This window comes from Lacinutrix undariae (genome assembly GCF_052934785.1).
In genome coordinates, this window is record NZ_CM128809.1 from 2242775 (window position 1) to 2258857 (window position 16083).

Here is a 16083-nt window from a genome sequence, read left to right on the forward strand (position 1 = left end):
CAATGTGAAACGCTTTTTTTATATCTAATAAATATGTCTATAAATCATACTTTTAAAGCTACAGTAAATTGGACACTTAACGAAGGCGAAAGTACTTCAAACCCAAGAACCTTTAGTAGAAATCATGAGGTTGTTATTGCTAATAAAGTAACACCATTATCAGTTTCGGCAGCAAAAACGTTTAGAGGAGATGATACATTATATAATCCCGAAGATTTATTATTATCGGCCTTAACCTCTTGCCACATGATGTCTTACTTATACGTTTGTGCACAACATAATATTGAGGTGTTAAGTTATACAGATCATTCTGAAGGTGATTTGGAAGTCACAACTACAGGAAGTGGTCGTTTTAAAACGGTAAGATTAAAACCTGTGGTAATTATAAAAGATGCGCATCAAAAAGCATTAGCATTATCGCTACATGAAAAAGCAAATATGTTATGTTTTATTGCTAATTCTTGCAATTTTCCTATAATTCATGAGGCGACGATAGTGGTGAAATAATTTAATTTTAAAAATACTTTTATTTTTTTGCATCTTTTTAAAGAAAGCATCGTCTATTATATGAACATTAAAAATTAACTATCATGAAAAATAAAGAATGTACTTGCAACTGTGAAGGTTGTTCAAAAGGAAATTGCAAAAACTGTACATGTGAAAACTGTACGTGCAGTAGTTGTAATTGTTAAGCAATACTTAAAAAAAGTAATAATAACGCTGGTTTTAGTAACTTTATACTAAGATTAGCGTTGCTTTTAATAGATGGTTATGGATACTCAAGATATTTGGAAATTACATGCAGATGATATTAAATACTTTATTTTAAGTAAGGTAAAAGATGACGTTATTACAGATGATTTATTGCAAGAAACCTTTATAAAAGTTCATACCAAATTAAATACTTTAAAAGATGATGATAAACTTAAATCTTGGTTATTCTCAATAGCTAGATATACGATTTTAGATTACTTCCGAAGTAAAAAAATAGTGTATGAAACTACCGATGAAGATTTTATTTTTGAAGAACAAAAACTAGAACATACTGAAGCCGACTGTTTACATGGTATTATAAAAAGCTTGCCTGAAAAATATAGAGAACCTTTGTTTTTAAGCGATATTAAAGGTTTAAAACATGCTCAAATAGCCAAACAATTACAAATTGCTTTACCAACAGTAAAATCGCAAATACAACGCGGTCGAAAAATGATTGCACAAGGCTTTGTAGAGTGTTGTGATTTTGCAGTTAATGATGAAGGCTTTTTAGTTGGAGAAGTAAAAGACAAAGCAGACTGTAAAATGTGTCATTAATATGTATCTTTGTTGAAAATAAAGCGTTTTTATGCGTTTTATAACGAACAAACTTATTTACATGTCCTTTAAAAAACTCAACCCTTTATTAAAAGAAGCTTTAGAAGAATTAAACTTTGAATCTTCATTACCTTTTCAAAAAGAAATCTTACCAAAATTAAAAGGAGGTGCAAGTGTATATGGGATTGGACCTAAAGGTTGCGGAAAAACATCGGCACTAATTATTTCAATAATTCATAAATTAAAAGGTGAAGCTGTTGATGATTCTCCAAGAGCTTTAATTATTGTAAAAGATAAACAAGCCTGTTTGGATTTGAAAGAAGAGTTTGAGAAATTTACTAAATATACAGATTTAAGAGTTTACCCTGCTTACGACGAAAAAACTCTAGATCAACAACGCGAAGAAATTTATTACGGTGTAGATATCTTAATCGCCACACCTAAACGTTTAAATAAATTGTACTTTTTAAATAGTGTCCATTTGGGAGAGTTAAAAATCTTGGCTCTAGAAGATGCAGAGTTTTTAATTCGTAATAATTATCATAACGATGTACTTCGTGTTGCCGAAAGTTTAGCTAAATGTCAATTTGTTATAATGGCAGAAACGTTTTTTCCTAAAATAGAACGTTTGCAAGATTCATACATGTACAATTCTCAAATAGTAAAAGCTTAATTTCTTATAACGTTAAAGACCACGTGTGTTGTAAGCGCTTAAAGGCTTTTAATTCGCGTCTTAATAACGGAATATAATCTTTTCCGTTACTGTTAGATTTTTCTAAACGTTTACAGTTGCGATATAATCTATTAGTAAGTATTCTTACCGATGTAATGTGTTTGTATTTTTTATCTGAACATTGCTCCAATTCTGCACGAATAATTTCTGGTGCTAATGAAGAAGATTGCTGTACAATATCTCCAGAAAAATAAATATGAGGATCCTCAGAGCCGTCACTATGTAAGTATGACAAATCTTGATTAAGATATGTAGAAATACTACGTGAAAGCGTAATAATATCTATTGCCTTTTTGTATATCGGTAATTCTGAATGGTGAGACATAGTAGAGTGTAACAATTTTATATATCAAAAATAGTGACAAGAAATGATATTTAGCTTTCGATATTAAAGCAAAATCGTATATTTGATTTAATAATTAATGTATTTTATTAAATTTATTTAAATGAGTATAGATAGCTTAAATTGGAAAATTTTAAAGTGTTTACAGCACAATGCAAGACAGTCGAATGCTGCCATTGGACGTCAAGTTGGGATATCATCTCCAGCAGTTTCTGAGCGTATAAAAAAAATGGAAGACACCGGTATTATTGAACATTATTACACATCTATTTCTTATTTTGAAGCAGGCTATCAACTTAAAGCAATTATTACCCTACGCGCTTTTATGGGGAAATTAAAACCTTTCTTAGAGAAAGTTGTGACGTACGATGAGGTGGTGAATTGTTACCGTATTACAGGAAATGAAAATATTGTGATGGAAGTAGTTCTTAAAAATCAAAAGCATTTAGAAGGTTTTATAGATCAACTTATTGTGTATGGCGAAACCAAAACACAAATAGTACTCTCTCGTGTTGTAAAAAACGGAAGTGTGCAACCGTTACCTTAAAGTAATAGCAAACTTAAATATCCTACTACAAACGTTTTCCTGTTTTTAATTCCGAAGAAAAAAGGATATGTTGTATTTTTGAACTGAAAAAATCTATTTATAATGAAACATCTAGTATTCCTTTTATTTTGTATCACAACGCTAAGTTGCGCACAACAAAAACAAGAACTTCCTGGAGAAACTCCTTTTCAAAAAGAATTAAATGCAGAATATAAAGATGCGTCAACATCACCTTTAAAAAATAAAGACTTAAAGAAATTTAAAGCCTTAGAGTTTTTTAAATTTGATAGTACTTATGTAGTTACTGCTCAATTAAAATTAACTCCAGATACGCCGTATTTTAGTATGCAAACTACTACGAGTCGTGTATCGCAAGAACGTGTGTTTGGCGTGTTAACATTTGAGCTAAAAGGTAAGAAATATGAGTTAAACGTGTACCAAGGTAAAGATTTAATGACTCGTGATGGTTTTAAAGATTATCTGTTTTTACCATTTTTAGATAACACTAATGGCGAATCTACATATGGTGGTGGTCGTTATATTGATTTAAGAATTCCTGATGGTGATACTATCGAGATTGATTTTAACAAAGCTTACAATCCGTATTGTGCTTATAATGAAAAATATTCATGCCCGATAGTTCCACTATCAAATTATATGGAAACTTCTATTGAAGCTGGTATTAAGGTGTTTAAAAAACACTAAGCATTAATTGCTATTTTACCGCTTTTATCTTTTTTAATCGCTTTTTCTAGTGTTTTTAAGTAGTTTTTTCTTACTCTTAATTTAGTAGCAGCATGTGCTTTAAGATTTAATTGACTAAATAGTTTAGCCGTTTTTATGGCTGTAGGAAGTACTTGGTCTTCTGGAACTACAACATCTAAAAAGCCAGCAGTTACAGCATCGGCAGATAAAAATATTTCAGCATTATTTACAGCGCGTTCAAAATATACAGGCGCTAATTTATGTTTTGCAATGGCAATTCCTACATGGTGCATAGTCATACCAATCATAACCTCATTAAGGCCGATTTTAAATTTCCCTTCAGCTCCAATTCTATAATCCGAAGACAATAATAAAAAGGCGCCTTTAGCAATAGCGTGTCCGTTACAAGCCGAAATAATAGGTAAGGGAAAACTAGACATTTTTAAGGCTAATTTAGATCCTGCTGTGACTAGTGTTTTAGCCGATTTAGATCCCTTTTTCATAATATTTAAATCAAAACCTCCTGAGAAAATCCCTGGTTGTCCTGTTAAAATTACAACTTTGTTTTCGTGTTTTGCTTTATCTAAAGCGTTTGATATTGCTAAAATTACGTCGTTTGAAAGTGCGTTAGCTTTTCCATTGTTAATTGTAATTATAGCGTAATTGTCTTCTGTAGTATACTGTACTAAATCCGTCATTAATTTGTTTTTTTATATCGTTATTTTGAGAGAAATATACCTAGAAACACAGCTAAAAAGCCTAATACAAAGCTTGCTAGTGTATAAAGCGCAAAACTTGTAAAGTCTCCAGATTTTAAAAATACATGATTTTCGTAAGCAAAGGTAGAGAAGGTGGTAAAACCACCACAAAACCCTGTTGCTAATAATAAAGTTTGGTTTGTTGTTAAAGTGTTGTTTTTTGTGGCAAAACCTAAAATGAGTCCAATAAGTAAACTTCCTAAAATATTTGCTAAAAAGGTACCGTAAGGAATTCCTGTATTTTGGTTGTTTAGATATTTTCCTATTAAAAAGCGGAGTACACTTCCTGAACCTCCACCAATAAAAACGAGTAAAAGTTGTTTCATTAGTTTATTGTAATTGGTTTATAAGTGTGTTATTTATTCTATAGTTGCTGTTTCAGAAATTGCAACGTCATCTATAGCTATGTAAATTTTAGTAATCCATTTTGCAGGATTTGGCTCACTTGAAGGATCGTTTAAATACGTTTCAATCATTGGGCCTTGAGCCGCAAGTTGAAACCCATTTTCTGGAATATAGGCCATTGTGGTTCCCCAAGCTTCTTTTAGGTTGGTGTAATTTCCGGTTAAGGTGGTTTCAATAGCTTTAAAAGATTGTAATTCGCCAGTTAAAATGTCGCTATTTTCCGCAGTAAAAATTTGAGAAGTTGTAGGAATACAAGCCGAAAATATTACAGCATTATTTTTCTCATCCCATTTGTGGTAATATACAAATGGAGGTCCAGCAAATGTAACATTGTTTGAAATCGCATAGCTTCCTACTTCGGGTAGTAAGGTTTCCATTTTGCTACTTAGCTCGTTCATTTTACAAGAAACCGTTTTGTATAAGTAAAATCCGCCGCTACGTTTTGTAACACCATTTACTTTCACATTATATTTTTGAATATCAGTAACCGCAATACTATCTAATTTATATAAACCTCTTTCAAAATCTGAGGCAGTTTGTGATTCAATTGATCCTCCAAAAAGGGTGTAAGCTTTTGTTTTGAAATCTTGAATTCCAGACATGGTCCAAGTTACTTTTGTACCTTCTTCTGTAGTTTCAAAATCCCAATTAATTTCAGAAGTAGATTTAAAAGGTTCTACAAATTCTATGTCTTGAGTAATGGTTTTATTTTCCGTTAGGCTTAAAGTTTTTGCATTTCCAACACCTAAAATCTCACCATTCCACGCGTAACCGGCATCTATACCTACCGTTTTTTCGTTATATGTTAACTTTGCAGCGGTATCTTGCTCTATCCAAGGTGAAAATCGAGGCCATTGTTTATAATCGTTTACTATATCAAATACTACTGGAGTTGGTGCTTTTATAATTTTACTTCTGCTAAATTTAAATTCATTGGGCTGAACTGCTATATATATGGATGTGCCAATAAAACCGATAAGTAATAAGAATAAGATGTATTTAAATGCTTTCATAATTTTAATTAATATATAGTGAGTAGAAAACCTGAAAAAATAAAGTCATATAATAAGGTTTCACTTTATAAGCAATTCAAAGGTAATCAATTTTAGGAGATGTTATTAAATGTTTACATTTGTGAAGCAATAATTAAAACATTACTAATGAAATTAAAATTTATAGTGGCTCTGTCTATCATGACGGGGACTTTTCTTTCTTGTGGAGAGGAAAAAAAAGAAGCAACACCAGAGGTTGCAACTGTTGAAACTGCAGAATCATTTGATTTTAATGTAGAACAGTTTGGAGACATTAAAGTATTACGTTACCAAATTCCGGGATGGGAAAACTTAAGTTTGAAAGAACAAAAGCTAGTATATTACCTTACACAAGCTGGTTTATCTGGTCGTGATATTATTTGGGATCAAAATTACAGACATAATTTAACGATTCGTAAAGCATTAGAAAACATTCATACTAACTTCTCTGGAGATAAAACAACTACAGATTGGGCAGCTTTTGAGATGTACACAAAACGTGTATGGTTTGCAAATGGGATTCACCACCACTATTCTAATAGTAAAATGAAACCTGAATTTTCAGCAGACTATTTAAAAACACTTTTAGCGGCAACAAATACAACTTTAGAAGGTGAAGCTTTTGAGGTGTTATTTAATGATAAAGATGCTAAAAAAGTAAACCTAGCAAATGGTGTTGATAACGTATTATTATCTGCCGTAAACTTATACGGACCAAATGTTAGTAATGCAGATGTTGAAGCATTTTACGCTAAAAAAACATCTCCTAACCCAGAGCAACCTTTATCTTACGGATTAAACTCTCAATTAGTTAAAGAAGATGGTGTGGTTAAAGAACGCATTTATAAATCTGGTGGTTTATATGGTGCTGCAATTGATGAAATTGTAAAATGGTTAGAACTAGCTCAAGGTGTTGCAGAAAATGAAGCACAAGGTAAAGCTTTAGGTTTATTGGTAGATTACTACAAAACAGGAGACTTACAAACTTGGGATGATTATAACGTAGCTTGGACAGCTGCAACAGAAGGAAACATTGATTACATAAATAGTTTTATTGAAGTATATAACGATCCATTAGGATACAGAGGTTCTTACGAAACGGTAGTGCAAATTAAAGATTTTGATATGTCGGCTAAAATGTCTGTATTATCTGAAAACGCACAATGGTTTGAAGATAATTCTCCATTAATGGAAGCACATAAAAAAGAAAATGTAGTAGGGGTGACTTACAAAGTGGTTAACGTTGCTGGGGAGTCTGGAGATTCTTCACCAAGCACACCAATTGGAGTGAATTTACCAAATGCAAACTGGATTCGTGCAGCTGTAGGAAGTAAATCTGTATCATTAGGAAACATTATTAACGCTTATAATAACGCTGGTAGTACTGGTCGTTTAAAAGAGTTTGTTAATGATGATGAAGAATATGAATTAGAAGAAAATTTTGGACAAGTTGCAGATAAATTACACACAGCGCTTCACGAAGTTATTGGTCATGCTTCAGGACAATTAAATCCTGGTGTTGGTGAAACTAAAGAAACACTAAAAAATTATGCGTCTACGCTTGAAGAAGGTCGTGCAGATTTAGTAGGTTTATACTATTTATATAACCCAAAATTACAAGAGTTAGGATTAGTTGATGATTGGAAATCTGTTGGAAAAGCAGCTTACGATGGTTACATTAGAAATGGATTGATGTCTCAATTAATTCGTTTAAACTTAGGTGACGATGTTGAAGAAGCGCACATGAGAAACAGACAATGGGTATCGGCTTGGGCTTTTGAAAAAGGACAAAAAGATAACGTTATTGAGAAAATTACTAGAGATGGTAAAACGTATTTCAATATTAATGACTACGAAAAATTACACCAATTATTTGGAGAGTTATTAAGAGAAACGCAACGTATTAAATCTGAAGGAGACTACAAAGCTGTTGAAGCTTTAGTAGAAGGTTACGGTGTAAAAGTAGATCAAGCGATACATGCTGAAGTACTTAAACGTAACGAACAATTTACATCTGCGCCTTATAGCGGATTTGTAAACCCTGTATTAGTAGCAGAAAAAGATGAGAATGGTGAAATTACTGCAGTTAAAGTAACGCAACCAAAAACTTTTGAAGCTCAAATGATGCAATATTCAAAAGATTATAGTTTCCTTCCAGCGGTAAACTAAATTAAATTTTTATAACTAAAAAGAGGATATCATTAAGTTGATATCCTCTTTTTTTATGTTGAAATTTAAAACTTAAAGATTAAGCATATAAATATTTAAATGACGATATAATAGCTATAAATGCTATAAATGCAACTAAAATCCACAGACTTCCTTTGTAATATTTACGGTGTATTTTTAAATCTTTTCGATAAGATATAAAAATTACGATTGCAAAAACGATTGCAAACAAAACTCCAAAAATCAATTGACCTTTACTAAACATATTCTTATTTTTATGCAAAATTAATACAATTACAATGAAGAATAAAATAGAAGCAGTAAAAGCTTTTCACACGGCATTTAAAATAGGACATAGAGAAACTCCAAAAGCCAATTTAGGGACTGATAAAAACAATTTGCGTTTCAATTTAATGCAAGAAGAAAATGAAGAATATTTAGAAGCAGCAAATAATGATGACCTCGTTGAGGTTGCAGATGCTTTAGGGGATATGCTTTATATTTTATGCGGAACTATTATTGAGCACGGGATGCAACATAAAATAGAAGAAGTATTTAACGAAATACAGCGTAGTAATATGAGTAAGTTGGGTGAAGATGGCGAGCCTATTTACCGAGAAGATGGAAAAGTATTAAAAGGGCCAAATTATTTTAAGCCTAATATTAAGGCGATTTTGGATGCTGAATAAAAGTTTTTATAAAAAGTAAGAGTTTATATTAAACCTTTATGTTTAGAAAGTGTCTATTAATAATATCTCAATTTATGATTAAAAATACACTTTATAGTCTAATAGTTGTACTATTTTGTTTTAGTTGTAAGAACGAAAAAACGCTGAAAACTCAGGAAGAACCTCAGTTAACTAGCGAAATTCCGGTTTACGATTTTAAAACCTTTCAACCTTTATTACATACCGATTCCAATACCACATATATTGTGAATTTTTGGGCCATGTGGTGCGCACCTTGTGTAAAAGAGTTACCCTACTTTGTAGATTATGCGAATGCACATAAAGATGAAAATGTAGAAGTAATTTTTGTAAGTTTAGATTTTCCAGAGGATATTGATAGCAAATTGATCCCTTTTATTCAAGGGAAAAATATCACATCAAAAGTTATTTTGTTAGACGAACCAGATGCTAATAGTTGGATTGATAAAATTAGTCCGAGTTGGTCTGGAGCAATCCCGTTTACAATTATATTTGATAAAGAACAACGAGAATATCACGAACGTTCTTTTGAAAGTTTAGAAGATTTAGAATACACTATAAATAATAATTTTAATATAAATAATAACTAGAATGAAAAAACTAAATGTAATCATCGTTGTTTTAGCAATGATATTTGTGTCTTGTAAAAACGACCAAAAACAAACTGAAAAAGGAGGAGAACCACATCACGCAGAGCATAAAGAAGGTGACAGAAAAGGACCACCTCATGACGGCGATCACAAAGGACCACCAAAAGGAAGCCCAGAGCAAACTAAAACTCTAGAAGAAATTGGAGGTTACAAGATTGGTGATGTTGCAACAGATTTTTCTTTAAAAAATACAGATGGAGAAATGGTTTCTCTAGCAGGTTTTACAGATGCTAAAGGTTATGTTGTTGTATTTACTTGTAACGAATGTCCGTTTGCAAAAATGTACGAAGACCGTTTAATCGCTTTAAATGATACTTATGCACCAAAAGGTTATCCTGTAATTGCTATTAATCCAAATAGTGTTGAGGGTAATGAAAAAGAAGGTTACGAAGCTATGCAAGCTAGAGCTGAAGAAAAAGGATTCACCTTTCCTTACTTAGTAGATGCAGGACAAGAAATTTTCCCACAATACGGAGCCGTAAGAACGCCACACGTATTTTTATTAGATAACGAATTTAAAGTACAGTATATTGGTACTATAGATGATAATGCTAAAGATGCTGAAGCTGTAAAAGTAACGTATCTTGAAGATGCTATTGCGGCATTAGAAAAAGGAGAAACTCCAGCAGTAAACTTTACAAAAGCTATTGGATGTCCAATAAAAGTTAGTAAATAATTAGGGTTATAGCTGTAATTATTTAGTCATAAAAAAGCCTCATTTTACAATTGTAAAATGAGGCTTTTTTTTATATCATATAAGTTGGTGAGAAATTTATATTTTTTCTCTCCATGCATAAGGATCTTCAGTTCTGTTATATTGAATATCAGTAATAATACCTTTTAATTTAGACGCAAAACTATCTGTAAGTTCTGGTAAATCATAATCTGTATCTCTATATCCAAAAGAAGAAATAGGAGATATTACAGCAGCAGTTCCAGAACCAAACATTTCTTTTAAAGCACCAGTTTTAGCAGCTTCAACAATTTCTTTTACAGAAATTTTTCTTACTTCAACATCAATACCTTCGTTTTTAGCTATTTCAATAATACTTTTTCTAGTAATACCATTTAAAATACGGTCACTTGTAGGTGCTGTAATTAAAGTGTCATTAATTCTAACAAAAATATTCATTGCACCAGCTTCTTCAATATACTCGTGTGTAGTATCATCTGTCCAGATAACTTGATTGTAACCTTTTTCAACAGCCAATTGTGTTGGGTAAAACTGACCAGCATAATTACCACCAGCTTTAGCATATCCTACACCTCCGTTAGCAGAACGAGAATATGTTTCTTCAATTAATACACTTACTTTTCCTGCAAAATAAGCTCCAGAAGGTGCGCAAGCAATAATAAATTTATAATCTGTTGAAGGCGATGCGTGGAAACCATGACTTGTAGCAAAAATAAAAGGTCTTATGTATAAAGAACTTCCCTTTGTTGTAGGAATCCAATCTTTTTCAACTTTTAAAAGTGTTTTTAAACCTTCCATGAAATAGTTTTCAGGAAGTTCAGGAATTGCTAAACGTTTTGCTGAAATATTTAAACGCTTGCAGTTTTCTAACGGACGAAATAGCCAAATATCGTCACTAGTATCTTTGTAGGCTTTCATTCCTTCAAAAATAGATTGTCCGTAATGTAATATTTTTGAAGAAGGATCTAAAGAAATTGATTGATAAGGAACAACTTGTGGTGTTTCCCATGCGCCATTTTTATAATCACAAACCAACATGTGGTCAGAAAAAACACTTCCAAAGGCTAAATTGTCAAAATCTACATCTTTAATTTTGCTCTCTTTACTTTTAGTAATGTTAATTTCTAAATGATCTGTATTAAACTCCATAATTCTATTGTTTTTTTCGTTGTGTAAAATTATGAAAATAAAGGTATTTAAAATCATTAAAAAACAAGTATCTTGCTAGTGTTAAAAAATTATCACACAATTATGAAGAAAACTATTTTTTTATTAGCAGGATTAGCACTATTTATGTCTTGTAAAAATGACACAAAAACCGCAGAGAAAGAACTTGTTGCAGAAGATGTTGCAGAAGTAACTTATGCCTCTTTTGGAGCTGAAATTATAGCAGATGATGCAGTAGATTCTAAGTCTATGGCCGAACATTTTAAAGTAATGACTCCAGGAGATAGTATAAATACTAAAATGACAGCCAAAGTAGAAGAGGTTTGTCAAGCTAAAGGATGTTGGATGAAATTACGTTTAGAAGACAGCAGTCAGGTATTTGTGAAGTTTAAAGATTACGCATTTTTTATGCCAAAAAATATAGCTGGAGAAGAAGTAATTGTTAATGGAAAAGCATTTGTTACTGAAACTTCTGTTGAAGAATTACGTCATTATGCAGAAGATGCAGGTGAAAGTGAAGAAGACATTATGAAAATTACTGCACCTAAAAAAACCTATGCATTTATGGCAGATGGTGTGTTGTTAAAAGAATAATACATGAGATTATTTGCCCTATTTATATGTAGCTGTTTGTTTTTTGTCGCTTGTGGGAATTCCGAAAAAGAAACACCAACTCCAAAGAAGAAGAAAATAGTTTATGATATGTACGAGCCATCTGAAATGGCAATTCTTATGAATAAAATGTATGATTATAACTTACAGCTTAAAAAAGATGTGTTAGAAGGGAAGGAGCTTACTAAGTTTCCTATTGATTTTATGAAAATCCATTCGGCACAATTAACACAAGAAAAACACAGAGATGAAGGGTTTGAAAGTTTCTCGAAGCTTTTTATAGCTGCTGAAAAAGAAATTTTTAATACTGATTCTCCGTTAAATATTGACGAACGTTTTAATACTATGGTAAACTTATGTGTAGCATGTCATCAAACACGTTGCACCGGACCAATACCAAGAATTAAAAAATTACTGATTAAGTAGATTTTGAAACGAAATATAATTACCACCGCAGACGGATCTTCAACCATCCAAATAGAAGAATGGAACGAGCAGTATCATTCTGTTCACGGTGCCATACAAGAAGCAAACCATGTGTTTATGACGCATGGTTTATTTTTTTATGCCGAAACTTATCCTGAGAAAAAAGCCCTTTCAATTTTAGAAATTGGTTTTGGAACAGGATTAAATGCAATAATTACACTTTTAGAGACTAGTAAATTAAAACTGAAAACCAATTATGTTGGTGTTGAGGCTTTTCCGGTAACTACTAAAGAAGTTGCAGCTTTAAATTATGCTGAACAACTAAAAGTAGATGCTAATATTTTTACCGACCTACACAATTGTACTTGGGAAAACCCAGAACAAATAACACCCCATTTTTGCTTAACAAAACAGAAAAAAGAATTTAAAGATATTGCAGATACACTTGCATACGATTTAATTTACTTTGATGCTTTTGGTGCACAATTACAACCCGAATTATGGACTGAAGCTATTTTTAAACTCATGTTTGATGCTATAAAACCAAATGGTGTTTTAGTAACTTACTCAGCAAAAGGGAGTGTACGTCGTGCAATGCAAGCCGTTGGTTTTAGTGTTGAACGCCTTCCTGGACCTCCAGGTAAACGTGAAATGTTACGTGCTCAAAAATTACTTTAATAGCGCAATAATTTCAATATTACCTTGCATTTGGGCATGTTTTAAAGCTGTATTTCCTCTGTTATCTAATAATGATTTATCAGCTTTATTTTTAAGTAAATAGCTTACAATATCTGTATGTCCAAAAGTACTTGCGTAAATTAATGCAGTTGCATCATTATAATTTGGTTGATTTACAGCAGCACCATTATTAATCAATAATTTAGCAATTTCAGTATAACCTTTAAAGCAAACACCCATTAATGCTGTATTTCCAGAAGTATCTTTAGCATTAACATTTGCACCATTTTTTAATAAAAAAGCTACGGTTTCTATTTGATTATTATACGCTGCTAATATTAAAGGTGTAAATCCTTTATGATCTGTAGTGTTTATAATTGAAGCATCTGCTGTTTGCAATGCCGTAATTTGTGCGATATTTCCAGTTCTTGAAGCTTCAAAAATAGTTTGTGCTTGTGATAAGGTTGCAAACGTGAGAAGGAGTAGGGTAAGTAGTTGTTTCATAATTTAAATTTATAAAAAGAGACAGCATTGCTACAGCCTCTTTTAGGGTTACTAATTATTGGGGGAAATTATTAGTTTCTAAAATCTTTTGCAGAGAAACCTAATGCTTTTGCAATACGCATTCCGTAATCTCTATCTGCTTTATAGAAATACGTAATCATTGTCATTTGAATATTTTTATCTGTTACCTGACCTAAATCTCCACTTAAATTTTTAATTAAGTTATCTTGTTGTTGCTTAGATAGTGATCTGTAAAAATCTCCAGCTTGAGCAAAATCGTTGGTCTTAGTAATTTTCTTTTGTGTAATCGTTACGTTTGTTAACGTTGTTTCAGACTGTTTGTATTGTGCGTCTTCAACTAAACCAGATTTTTCACTAGGTTGGTAGTTTACATCAGGATTTTCAAATCTTTTGTTTCCTGCGCTATTCCAACTATCAGAATTGTAATTTTTAGGATCTTCTAACGGTTTATTTATTGTTAACTGTTGAAAATTTGGTCCTAATCGATGTCTTTGAGTATCAAAATAAGAGAATAATCTACCTTGTAATAATTTATCTTCCGAAGGTTCAACACCAGGAATTAAAGCTCCTGGAGAAAAAGCAATACTTTCTACTTGTTCAAAATAGTTTACCGGATTTTGGTTTAATGTCATTGTTCCAATCTTAATTTTTTCAATTTGGTCTGCTGGCCAATCTTTGGTAGCATCTAAAGGCCAAAAATCAAAAGAATGAATATCTTCAGGAGCAATCATTTGCACATATAAATCCCATTGTGGGTAGTTTTTATCTGCAATATCTTTACGTAAGCTTACTGTAGCATGTTGCCAATCTTTACCTTGTTGTATTGACGCTTCTTCGGCAGTTAAGTTTTTTTCACCTTGTTTAGAGACCCATGAGTATTTTACATAAGTTACTTTTCCTTCAGCATTTATCCATTTGTAACCATGTACGCTGCTTCCGTTCATAAATTGGTACCCTTTAGGGATTCCTAAATCTGTCCATAATCTTGTAATCATATGTGTCGCTTCTGGAACATGAGAAAAGAAGTCGAAAAAACGATTTGGATCTTGTTTATTGGTTTCAGGAGAAGGTTTTAAAGAATGTACCATATCTGGGAATTTGATAGCATCTCTAATAAAAAATATAGGAAGATTGTTTCCTACAATATCATAATTTCCTTGTTCTGTATAAAATTTTACTGCAAAACCTCTTGGGTCTCTTGCTGTTTCAGGAGAACCTTTTCCGTGTATTACTGTTGAAAAACGCACTGCTAAATCTGTTGTTTTTCCAGCTTCAGAAAATAATACAGCTCTTGTATAGTCCGACATATCTTTGGTAGCTTCAAAATATCCAGATGCTCCAGCACCTCTTGGGTGCACTACACGTTCTGGGATACGTTCTCTATCAAAAGCAGCTAATTTTTCTACTAAATGAATATCTTCTAATAAAACAGGACCATATTCGCCAACTGTTTTTGAATTTTGGTTATCTCCAACCGGAGCACCATTATTGGTTGTCATTAATATTTTTGTACTCGTGTCTTGTGCAAAAGTACTTAGCCCGATAACTAAAGCTAATGTGGTTAAAATTATTTTCATTTTCATTTAGATTTTTTGTTGCAGCAAATATCTATCGGTTGATGATATTAATCAAATTAATAGTTTTTATATTTGTATTAATAAAATTTATATTGATGACTTTACAACAATTAGAATATGTAATTGCTTTAGATACGTATAGACATTTTGTAACGGCTGCAGAAAAGTGTTTTGTAACCCAGCCTACAATTACTATACAGGTGAAAAAACTTGAAGACGAAATAGGGTTTTCAATTTTTGATAAAAGAACTTCTCCATTTAAAACCAACGAGTTAGGTGAGTTATTTATCAGAAAGTCTAATGTGATTTTACGTGAAGTTGCCGAATTGAAAAACATGGTGAGTACCGAATTAGGAAACATGGAAGGCGAGTTTAGAATGGGAGTTATTCCTACAATTTCACCTTATTTAATTCCTTTAATTTCTGGTGCTTTTTCCAAAAAATATCCCAATACTATTTTAAAGATTGAAGAAATGCAGTCTGATCATATTATTTCGGCATTACAAAAAAAGGAAATCGATTTTGGAATTTTAGTAACACCGCTTAACGAACCATTTATTAGAGAAATTAAATTATACAACGAGCCTTTTGTTTTTTATGGTCAAAAAAATGAAACTTTAAGTGCTAAAAAAACAATTTCAGCAAATGATGTGGAGCAATTAGATAATGTTTGGCTTTTAGAAAACGGACACTGTTTTAGAAATCAGGTTTTAAATATTTGTAATAACTCCACACATAATAAAAGTATTAAATTTCAAAGTGGTTCTATTGAAGCTTTAAAAAAAATGGTAGATAATTACGGTGGGTTTACTTTAGTTCCAGAAATGGCGCTTAATAGTGGTGACCCAGGTTGTAGCATTCATTTTAACGAGCCAAAACCTATACGAGAAGTCAGTATTGTTATGCATCATTCGTTTTCAAAAGATGTATTAATTGAAGCATTACGTTTAGAAATTTTAGAAAAAACACCCGAAGCATTTGTTAAAAACAAGAACTTTATGAAAATTAACTGGAGGTGATTTTATGTAAAAAAAATCATTTTAAA

At 31.8% G+C, this 16083-nt stretch carries 20 protein-coding genes; 13 read left to right on the plus strand and 7 right to left on the minus strand.

Annotated elements, in window-relative coordinates:
* Positions 1 to 33: 33 nt before the first annotated feature.
* The 3 genes from ACU4C5_RS09920 to ACU4C5_RS09930 all read left to right on the plus strand — a co-directional run bounded on the left by ACU4C5_RS09920 (position 34) and on the right by ACU4C5_RS09930 (position 1984).
* A complete protein-coding gene (locus tag ACU4C5_RS09920; protein ID WP_446844053.1) occupies positions 34 to 507 on the plus strand; it encodes an OsmC family protein in 474 nt (157 codons plus the stop codon).
* Positions 508 to 771: 264 nt separating this feature from the next.
* On the plus strand, positions 772 to 1311 hold the full coding sequence (locus ACU4C5_RS09925) for a sigma-70 family RNA polymerase sigma factor (RefSeq protein ID WP_446844054.1): 540 nt from the start codon (positions 772 to 774) through the stop codon (positions 1309 to 1311).
* A gap of 61 nt (positions 1312 to 1372) precedes the next feature.
* Positions 1373 to 1984, plus strand: coding sequence for a DEAD/DEAH box helicase (locus ACU4C5_RS09930; protein ID WP_446844055.1), 612 nt, complete (start codon positions 1373 to 1375; stop codon positions 1982 to 1984).
* A 4-nt stretch (positions 1985 to 1988) separates the two neighbouring features.
* Here the strand turns inward: ACU4C5_RS09930 and ACU4C5_RS09935 are convergent, their stop codons facing one another.
* Positions 1989 to 2369: a hypothetical protein gene (locus ACU4C5_RS09935; RefSeq protein ID WP_446844056.1), complete on the minus strand. Its 381-nt coding sequence runs from the start codon at positions 2367 to 2369 to the stop codon at positions 1989 to 1991.
* 121 nt (positions 2370 to 2490) lie between these two features.
* Here ACU4C5_RS09935 and ACU4C5_RS09940 point away from each other — a divergent pair, with 121 nt between their 5' ends.
* Together ACU4C5_RS09940 and ACU4C5_RS09945 are read left to right on the plus strand one after the other, a co-directional pair.
* The gene (locus ACU4C5_RS09940; protein ID WP_446844057.1) at positions 2491 to 2934 is read left to right on the plus strand and encodes an Lrp/AsnC family transcriptional regulator; all 444 of its coding nucleotides are present in this window, start codon (positions 2491 to 2493) and stop codon (positions 2932 to 2934) included.
* 102 nt (positions 2935 to 3036) lie between these two features.
* The gene (locus ACU4C5_RS09945; RefSeq protein ID WP_446844058.1) at positions 3037 to 3639 is read left to right on the plus strand and encodes a DUF1684 domain-containing protein; all 603 of its coding nucleotides are present in this window, start codon (positions 3037 to 3039) and stop codon (positions 3637 to 3639) included.
* Here ACU4C5_RS09945 and ACU4C5_RS09950 read toward each other — a convergent pair.
* Genes ACU4C5_RS09950 through ACU4C5_RS09960 form a run of 3 tightly spaced genes read right to left on the minus strand, consistent with a single transcriptional unit; the run spans position 3636 to position 5815 of the window.
* A complete protein-coding gene (locus tag ACU4C5_RS09950) occupies positions 3636 to 4337 on the minus strand; it encodes a crotonase/enoyl-CoA hydratase family protein (protein WP_446844059.1) in 702 nt (233 codons plus the stop codon). The two genes, ACU4C5_RS09945 and ACU4C5_RS09950, sit on opposite strands and share 4 nt — an antisense overlap.
* A 20-nt stretch (positions 4338 to 4357) precedes the next feature.
* Positions 4358 to 4723, minus strand: coding sequence for a fluoride efflux transporter CrcB (gene crcB / locus ACU4C5_RS09955; RefSeq protein WP_446844060.1), 366 nt, complete (start codon positions 4721 to 4723; stop codon positions 4358 to 4360).
* A gap of 33 nt (positions 4724 to 4756) precedes the next feature.
* The gene (locus ACU4C5_RS09960) at positions 4757 to 5815 is read right to left on the minus strand and encodes an SRPBCC family protein (protein WP_446844061.1); all 1059 of its coding nucleotides are present in this window, start codon (positions 5813 to 5815) and stop codon (positions 4757 to 4759) included.
* Between the two features lie 147 nt (positions 5816 to 5962).
* On the opposite strand from ACU4C5_RS09960, the gene ACU4C5_RS09965 reads away from it, so the two are divergent.
* The 4 genes from ACU4C5_RS09965 (at position 5963) to ACU4C5_RS09980 (ending at position 10035) form a co-directional block, all read left to right on the plus strand.
* Positions 5963 to 8002 (plus strand): dipeptidyl-peptidase 3 family protein, encoded by a 2040-nt coding sequence (locus tag ACU4C5_RS09965; RefSeq protein WP_446844062.1) that lies wholly within the window; start codon positions 5963 to 5965, stop codon positions 8000 to 8002.
* A 299-nt stretch (positions 8003 to 8301) separates the two neighbouring features.
* Positions 8302 to 8691: a pyrophosphohydrolase domain-containing protein gene (locus tag ACU4C5_RS09970; RefSeq protein WP_446844063.1), complete on the plus strand. Its 390-nt coding sequence runs from the start codon at positions 8302 to 8304 to the stop codon at positions 8689 to 8691.
* A 74-nt stretch (positions 8692 to 8765) separates the two neighbouring features.
* Positions 8766 to 9299 (plus strand): TlpA disulfide reductase family protein, encoded by a 534-nt coding sequence (locus tag ACU4C5_RS09975; protein WP_446844064.1) that lies wholly within the window; start codon positions 8766 to 8768, stop codon positions 9297 to 9299.
* 1 nt (position 9300) lies between these two features.
* Positions 9301 to 10035: a thioredoxin family protein gene (locus ACU4C5_RS09980; protein WP_446844065.1), complete on the plus strand. Its 735-nt coding sequence runs from the start codon at positions 9301 to 9303 to the stop codon at positions 10033 to 10035.
* Positions 10036 to 10131: 96 nt separating this feature from the next.
* On the opposite strand, the gene ACU4C5_RS09985 is transcribed toward ACU4C5_RS09980, so the two are convergent.
* Positions 10132 to 11202: a branched-chain amino acid aminotransferase gene (locus tag ACU4C5_RS09985; RefSeq protein WP_446844066.1), complete on the minus strand. Its 1071-nt coding sequence runs from the start codon at positions 11200 to 11202 to the stop codon at positions 10132 to 10134.
* Positions 11203 to 11304: 102 nt separating this feature from the next.
* On the opposite strand from ACU4C5_RS09985, the gene ACU4C5_RS09990 reads away from it, so the two are divergent.
* The 3 genes from ACU4C5_RS09990 to mnmC2 are packed head-to-tail and all read left to right on the plus strand — an operon-like array spanning position 11305 to position 12936.
* Positions 11305 to 11814 (plus strand): DUF4920 domain-containing protein, encoded by a 510-nt coding sequence (locus ACU4C5_RS09990; protein ID WP_446844067.1) that lies wholly within the window; start codon positions 11305 to 11307, stop codon positions 11812 to 11814.
* Positions 11815 to 11817: 3 nt separating this feature from the next.
* Positions 11818 to 12258 carry a hypothetical protein gene (locus ACU4C5_RS09995; RefSeq protein ID WP_446844068.1) on the plus strand — a complete coding sequence of 147 codons (441 nt, stop codon included), beginning with the start codon at positions 11818 to 11820 and terminating at the stop codon, positions 12256 to 12258.
* A gap of 3 nt (positions 12259 to 12261) precedes the next feature.
* A complete protein-coding gene (gene mnmC2 / locus ACU4C5_RS10000; RefSeq protein WP_446844069.1) occupies positions 12262 to 12936 on the plus strand; it encodes a tRNA (5-methylaminomethyl-2-thiouridine)(34)-methyltransferase MnmC2 in 675 nt (224 codons plus the stop codon).
* Here mnmC2 and ACU4C5_RS10005 read toward each other — a convergent pair.
* Positions 12928 to 13440 (minus strand): ankyrin repeat domain-containing protein, encoded by a 513-nt coding sequence (locus ACU4C5_RS10005; protein WP_446844070.1) that lies wholly within the window; start codon positions 13438 to 13440, stop codon positions 12928 to 12930. The genes mnmC2 and ACU4C5_RS10005 overlap by 9 nt on opposite strands.
* Before the next feature lie 71 nt (positions 13441 to 13511).
* Positions 13512 to 15038 (minus strand): catalase, encoded by a 1527-nt coding sequence (locus tag ACU4C5_RS10010; protein WP_446844071.1) that lies wholly within the window; start codon positions 15036 to 15038, stop codon positions 13512 to 13514.
* Positions 15039 to 15133: 95 nt separating this feature from the next.
* Here ACU4C5_RS10010 and ACU4C5_RS10015 point away from each other — a divergent pair, with 95 nt between their 5' ends.
* Positions 15134 to 16057, plus strand: coding sequence for a hydrogen peroxide-inducible genes activator (locus ACU4C5_RS10015; RefSeq protein ID WP_446844072.1), 924 nt, complete (start codon positions 15134 to 15136; stop codon positions 16055 to 16057).
* Positions 16058 to 16083: the final 26 nt, after the last annotated feature.

What these genes read in the sequence shown, in the direction of transcription:
- ACU4C5_RS10010 (WP_446844071.1), bottom strand. Translation starts at nt 15,038, where the DNA reads ATGAAAATAATTTTAACCACATTAGCTTTAGTTATCGGGCTAAGTACT.
- ACU4C5_RS09995 (WP_446844068.1), top strand. Translation starts at nt 11,818, where the DNA reads ATGAGATTATTTGCCCTATTTATATGTAGCTGTTTGTTTTTTGTCGCT.
- ACU4C5_RS09925 (WP_446844054.1), top strand. Translation starts at nt 772, where the DNA reads ATGGATACTCAAGATATTTGGAAATTACATGCAGATGATATTAAATAC.
- ACU4C5_RS09990 (WP_446844067.1), top strand. Translation starts at nt 11,305, where the DNA reads ATGAAGAAAACTATTTTTTTATTAGCAGGATTAGCACTATTTATGTCT.
- ACU4C5_RS09940 (WP_446844057.1), top strand. Translation starts at nt 2,491, where the DNA reads ATGAGTATAGATAGCTTAAATTGGAAAATTTTAAAGTGTTTACAGCAC.
- ACU4C5_RS09950 (WP_446844059.1), bottom strand. Translation starts at nt 4,337, where the DNA reads ATGACGGATTTAGTACAGTATACTACAGAAGACAATTACGCTATAATT.
- ACU4C5_RS09965 (WP_446844062.1), top strand. Translation starts at nt 5,963, where the DNA reads ATGAAATTAAAATTTATAGTGGCTCTGTCTATCATGACGGGGACTTTT.
- ACU4C5_RS09960 (WP_446844061.1), bottom strand. Translation starts at nt 5,815, where the DNA reads ATGAAAGCATTTAAATACATCTTATTCTTATTACTTATCGGTTTTATT.
- ACU4C5_RS10015 (WP_446844072.1), top strand. Translation starts at nt 15,134, where the DNA reads ATGACTTTACAACAATTAGAATATGTAATTGCTTTAGATACGTATAGA.
- ACU4C5_RS10005 (WP_446844070.1), bottom strand. Translation starts at nt 13,440, where the DNA reads ATGAAACAACTACTTACCCTACTCCTTCTCACGTTTGCAACCTTATCA.
- ACU4C5_RS09920 (WP_446844053.1), top strand. Translation starts at nt 34, where the DNA reads ATGTCTATAAATCATACTTTTAAAGCTACAGTAAATTGGACACTTAAC.
- ACU4C5_RS09970 (WP_446844063.1), top strand. Translation starts at nt 8,302, where the DNA reads ATGAAGAATAAAATAGAAGCAGTAAAAGCTTTTCACACGGCATTTAAA.
- ACU4C5_RS09975 (WP_446844064.1), top strand. Translation starts at nt 8,766, where the DNA reads ATGATTAAAAATACACTTTATAGTCTAATAGTTGTACTATTTTGTTTT.
- crcB (WP_446844060.1), bottom strand. Translation starts at nt 4,723, where the DNA reads ATGAAACAACTTTTACTCGTTTTTATTGGTGGAGGTTCAGGAAGTGTA.
- ACU4C5_RS09980 (WP_446844065.1), top strand. Translation starts at nt 9,301, where the DNA reads ATGAAAAAACTAAATGTAATCATCGTTGTTTTAGCAATGATATTTGTG.
- ACU4C5_RS09945 (WP_446844058.1), top strand. Translation starts at nt 3,037, where the DNA reads ATGAAACATCTAGTATTCCTTTTATTTTGTATCACAACGCTAAGTTGC.
- ACU4C5_RS09935 (WP_446844056.1), bottom strand. Translation starts at nt 2,369, where the DNA reads ATGTCTCACCATTCAGAATTACCGATATACAAAAAGGCAATAGATATT.
- ACU4C5_RS09930 (WP_446844055.1), top strand. Translation starts at nt 1,373, where the DNA reads ATGTCCTTTAAAAAACTCAACCCTTTATTAAAAGAAGCTTTAGAAGAA.
- ACU4C5_RS09985 (WP_446844066.1), bottom strand. Translation starts at nt 11,202, where the DNA reads ATGGAGTTTAATACAGATCATTTAGAAATTAACATTACTAAAAGTAAA.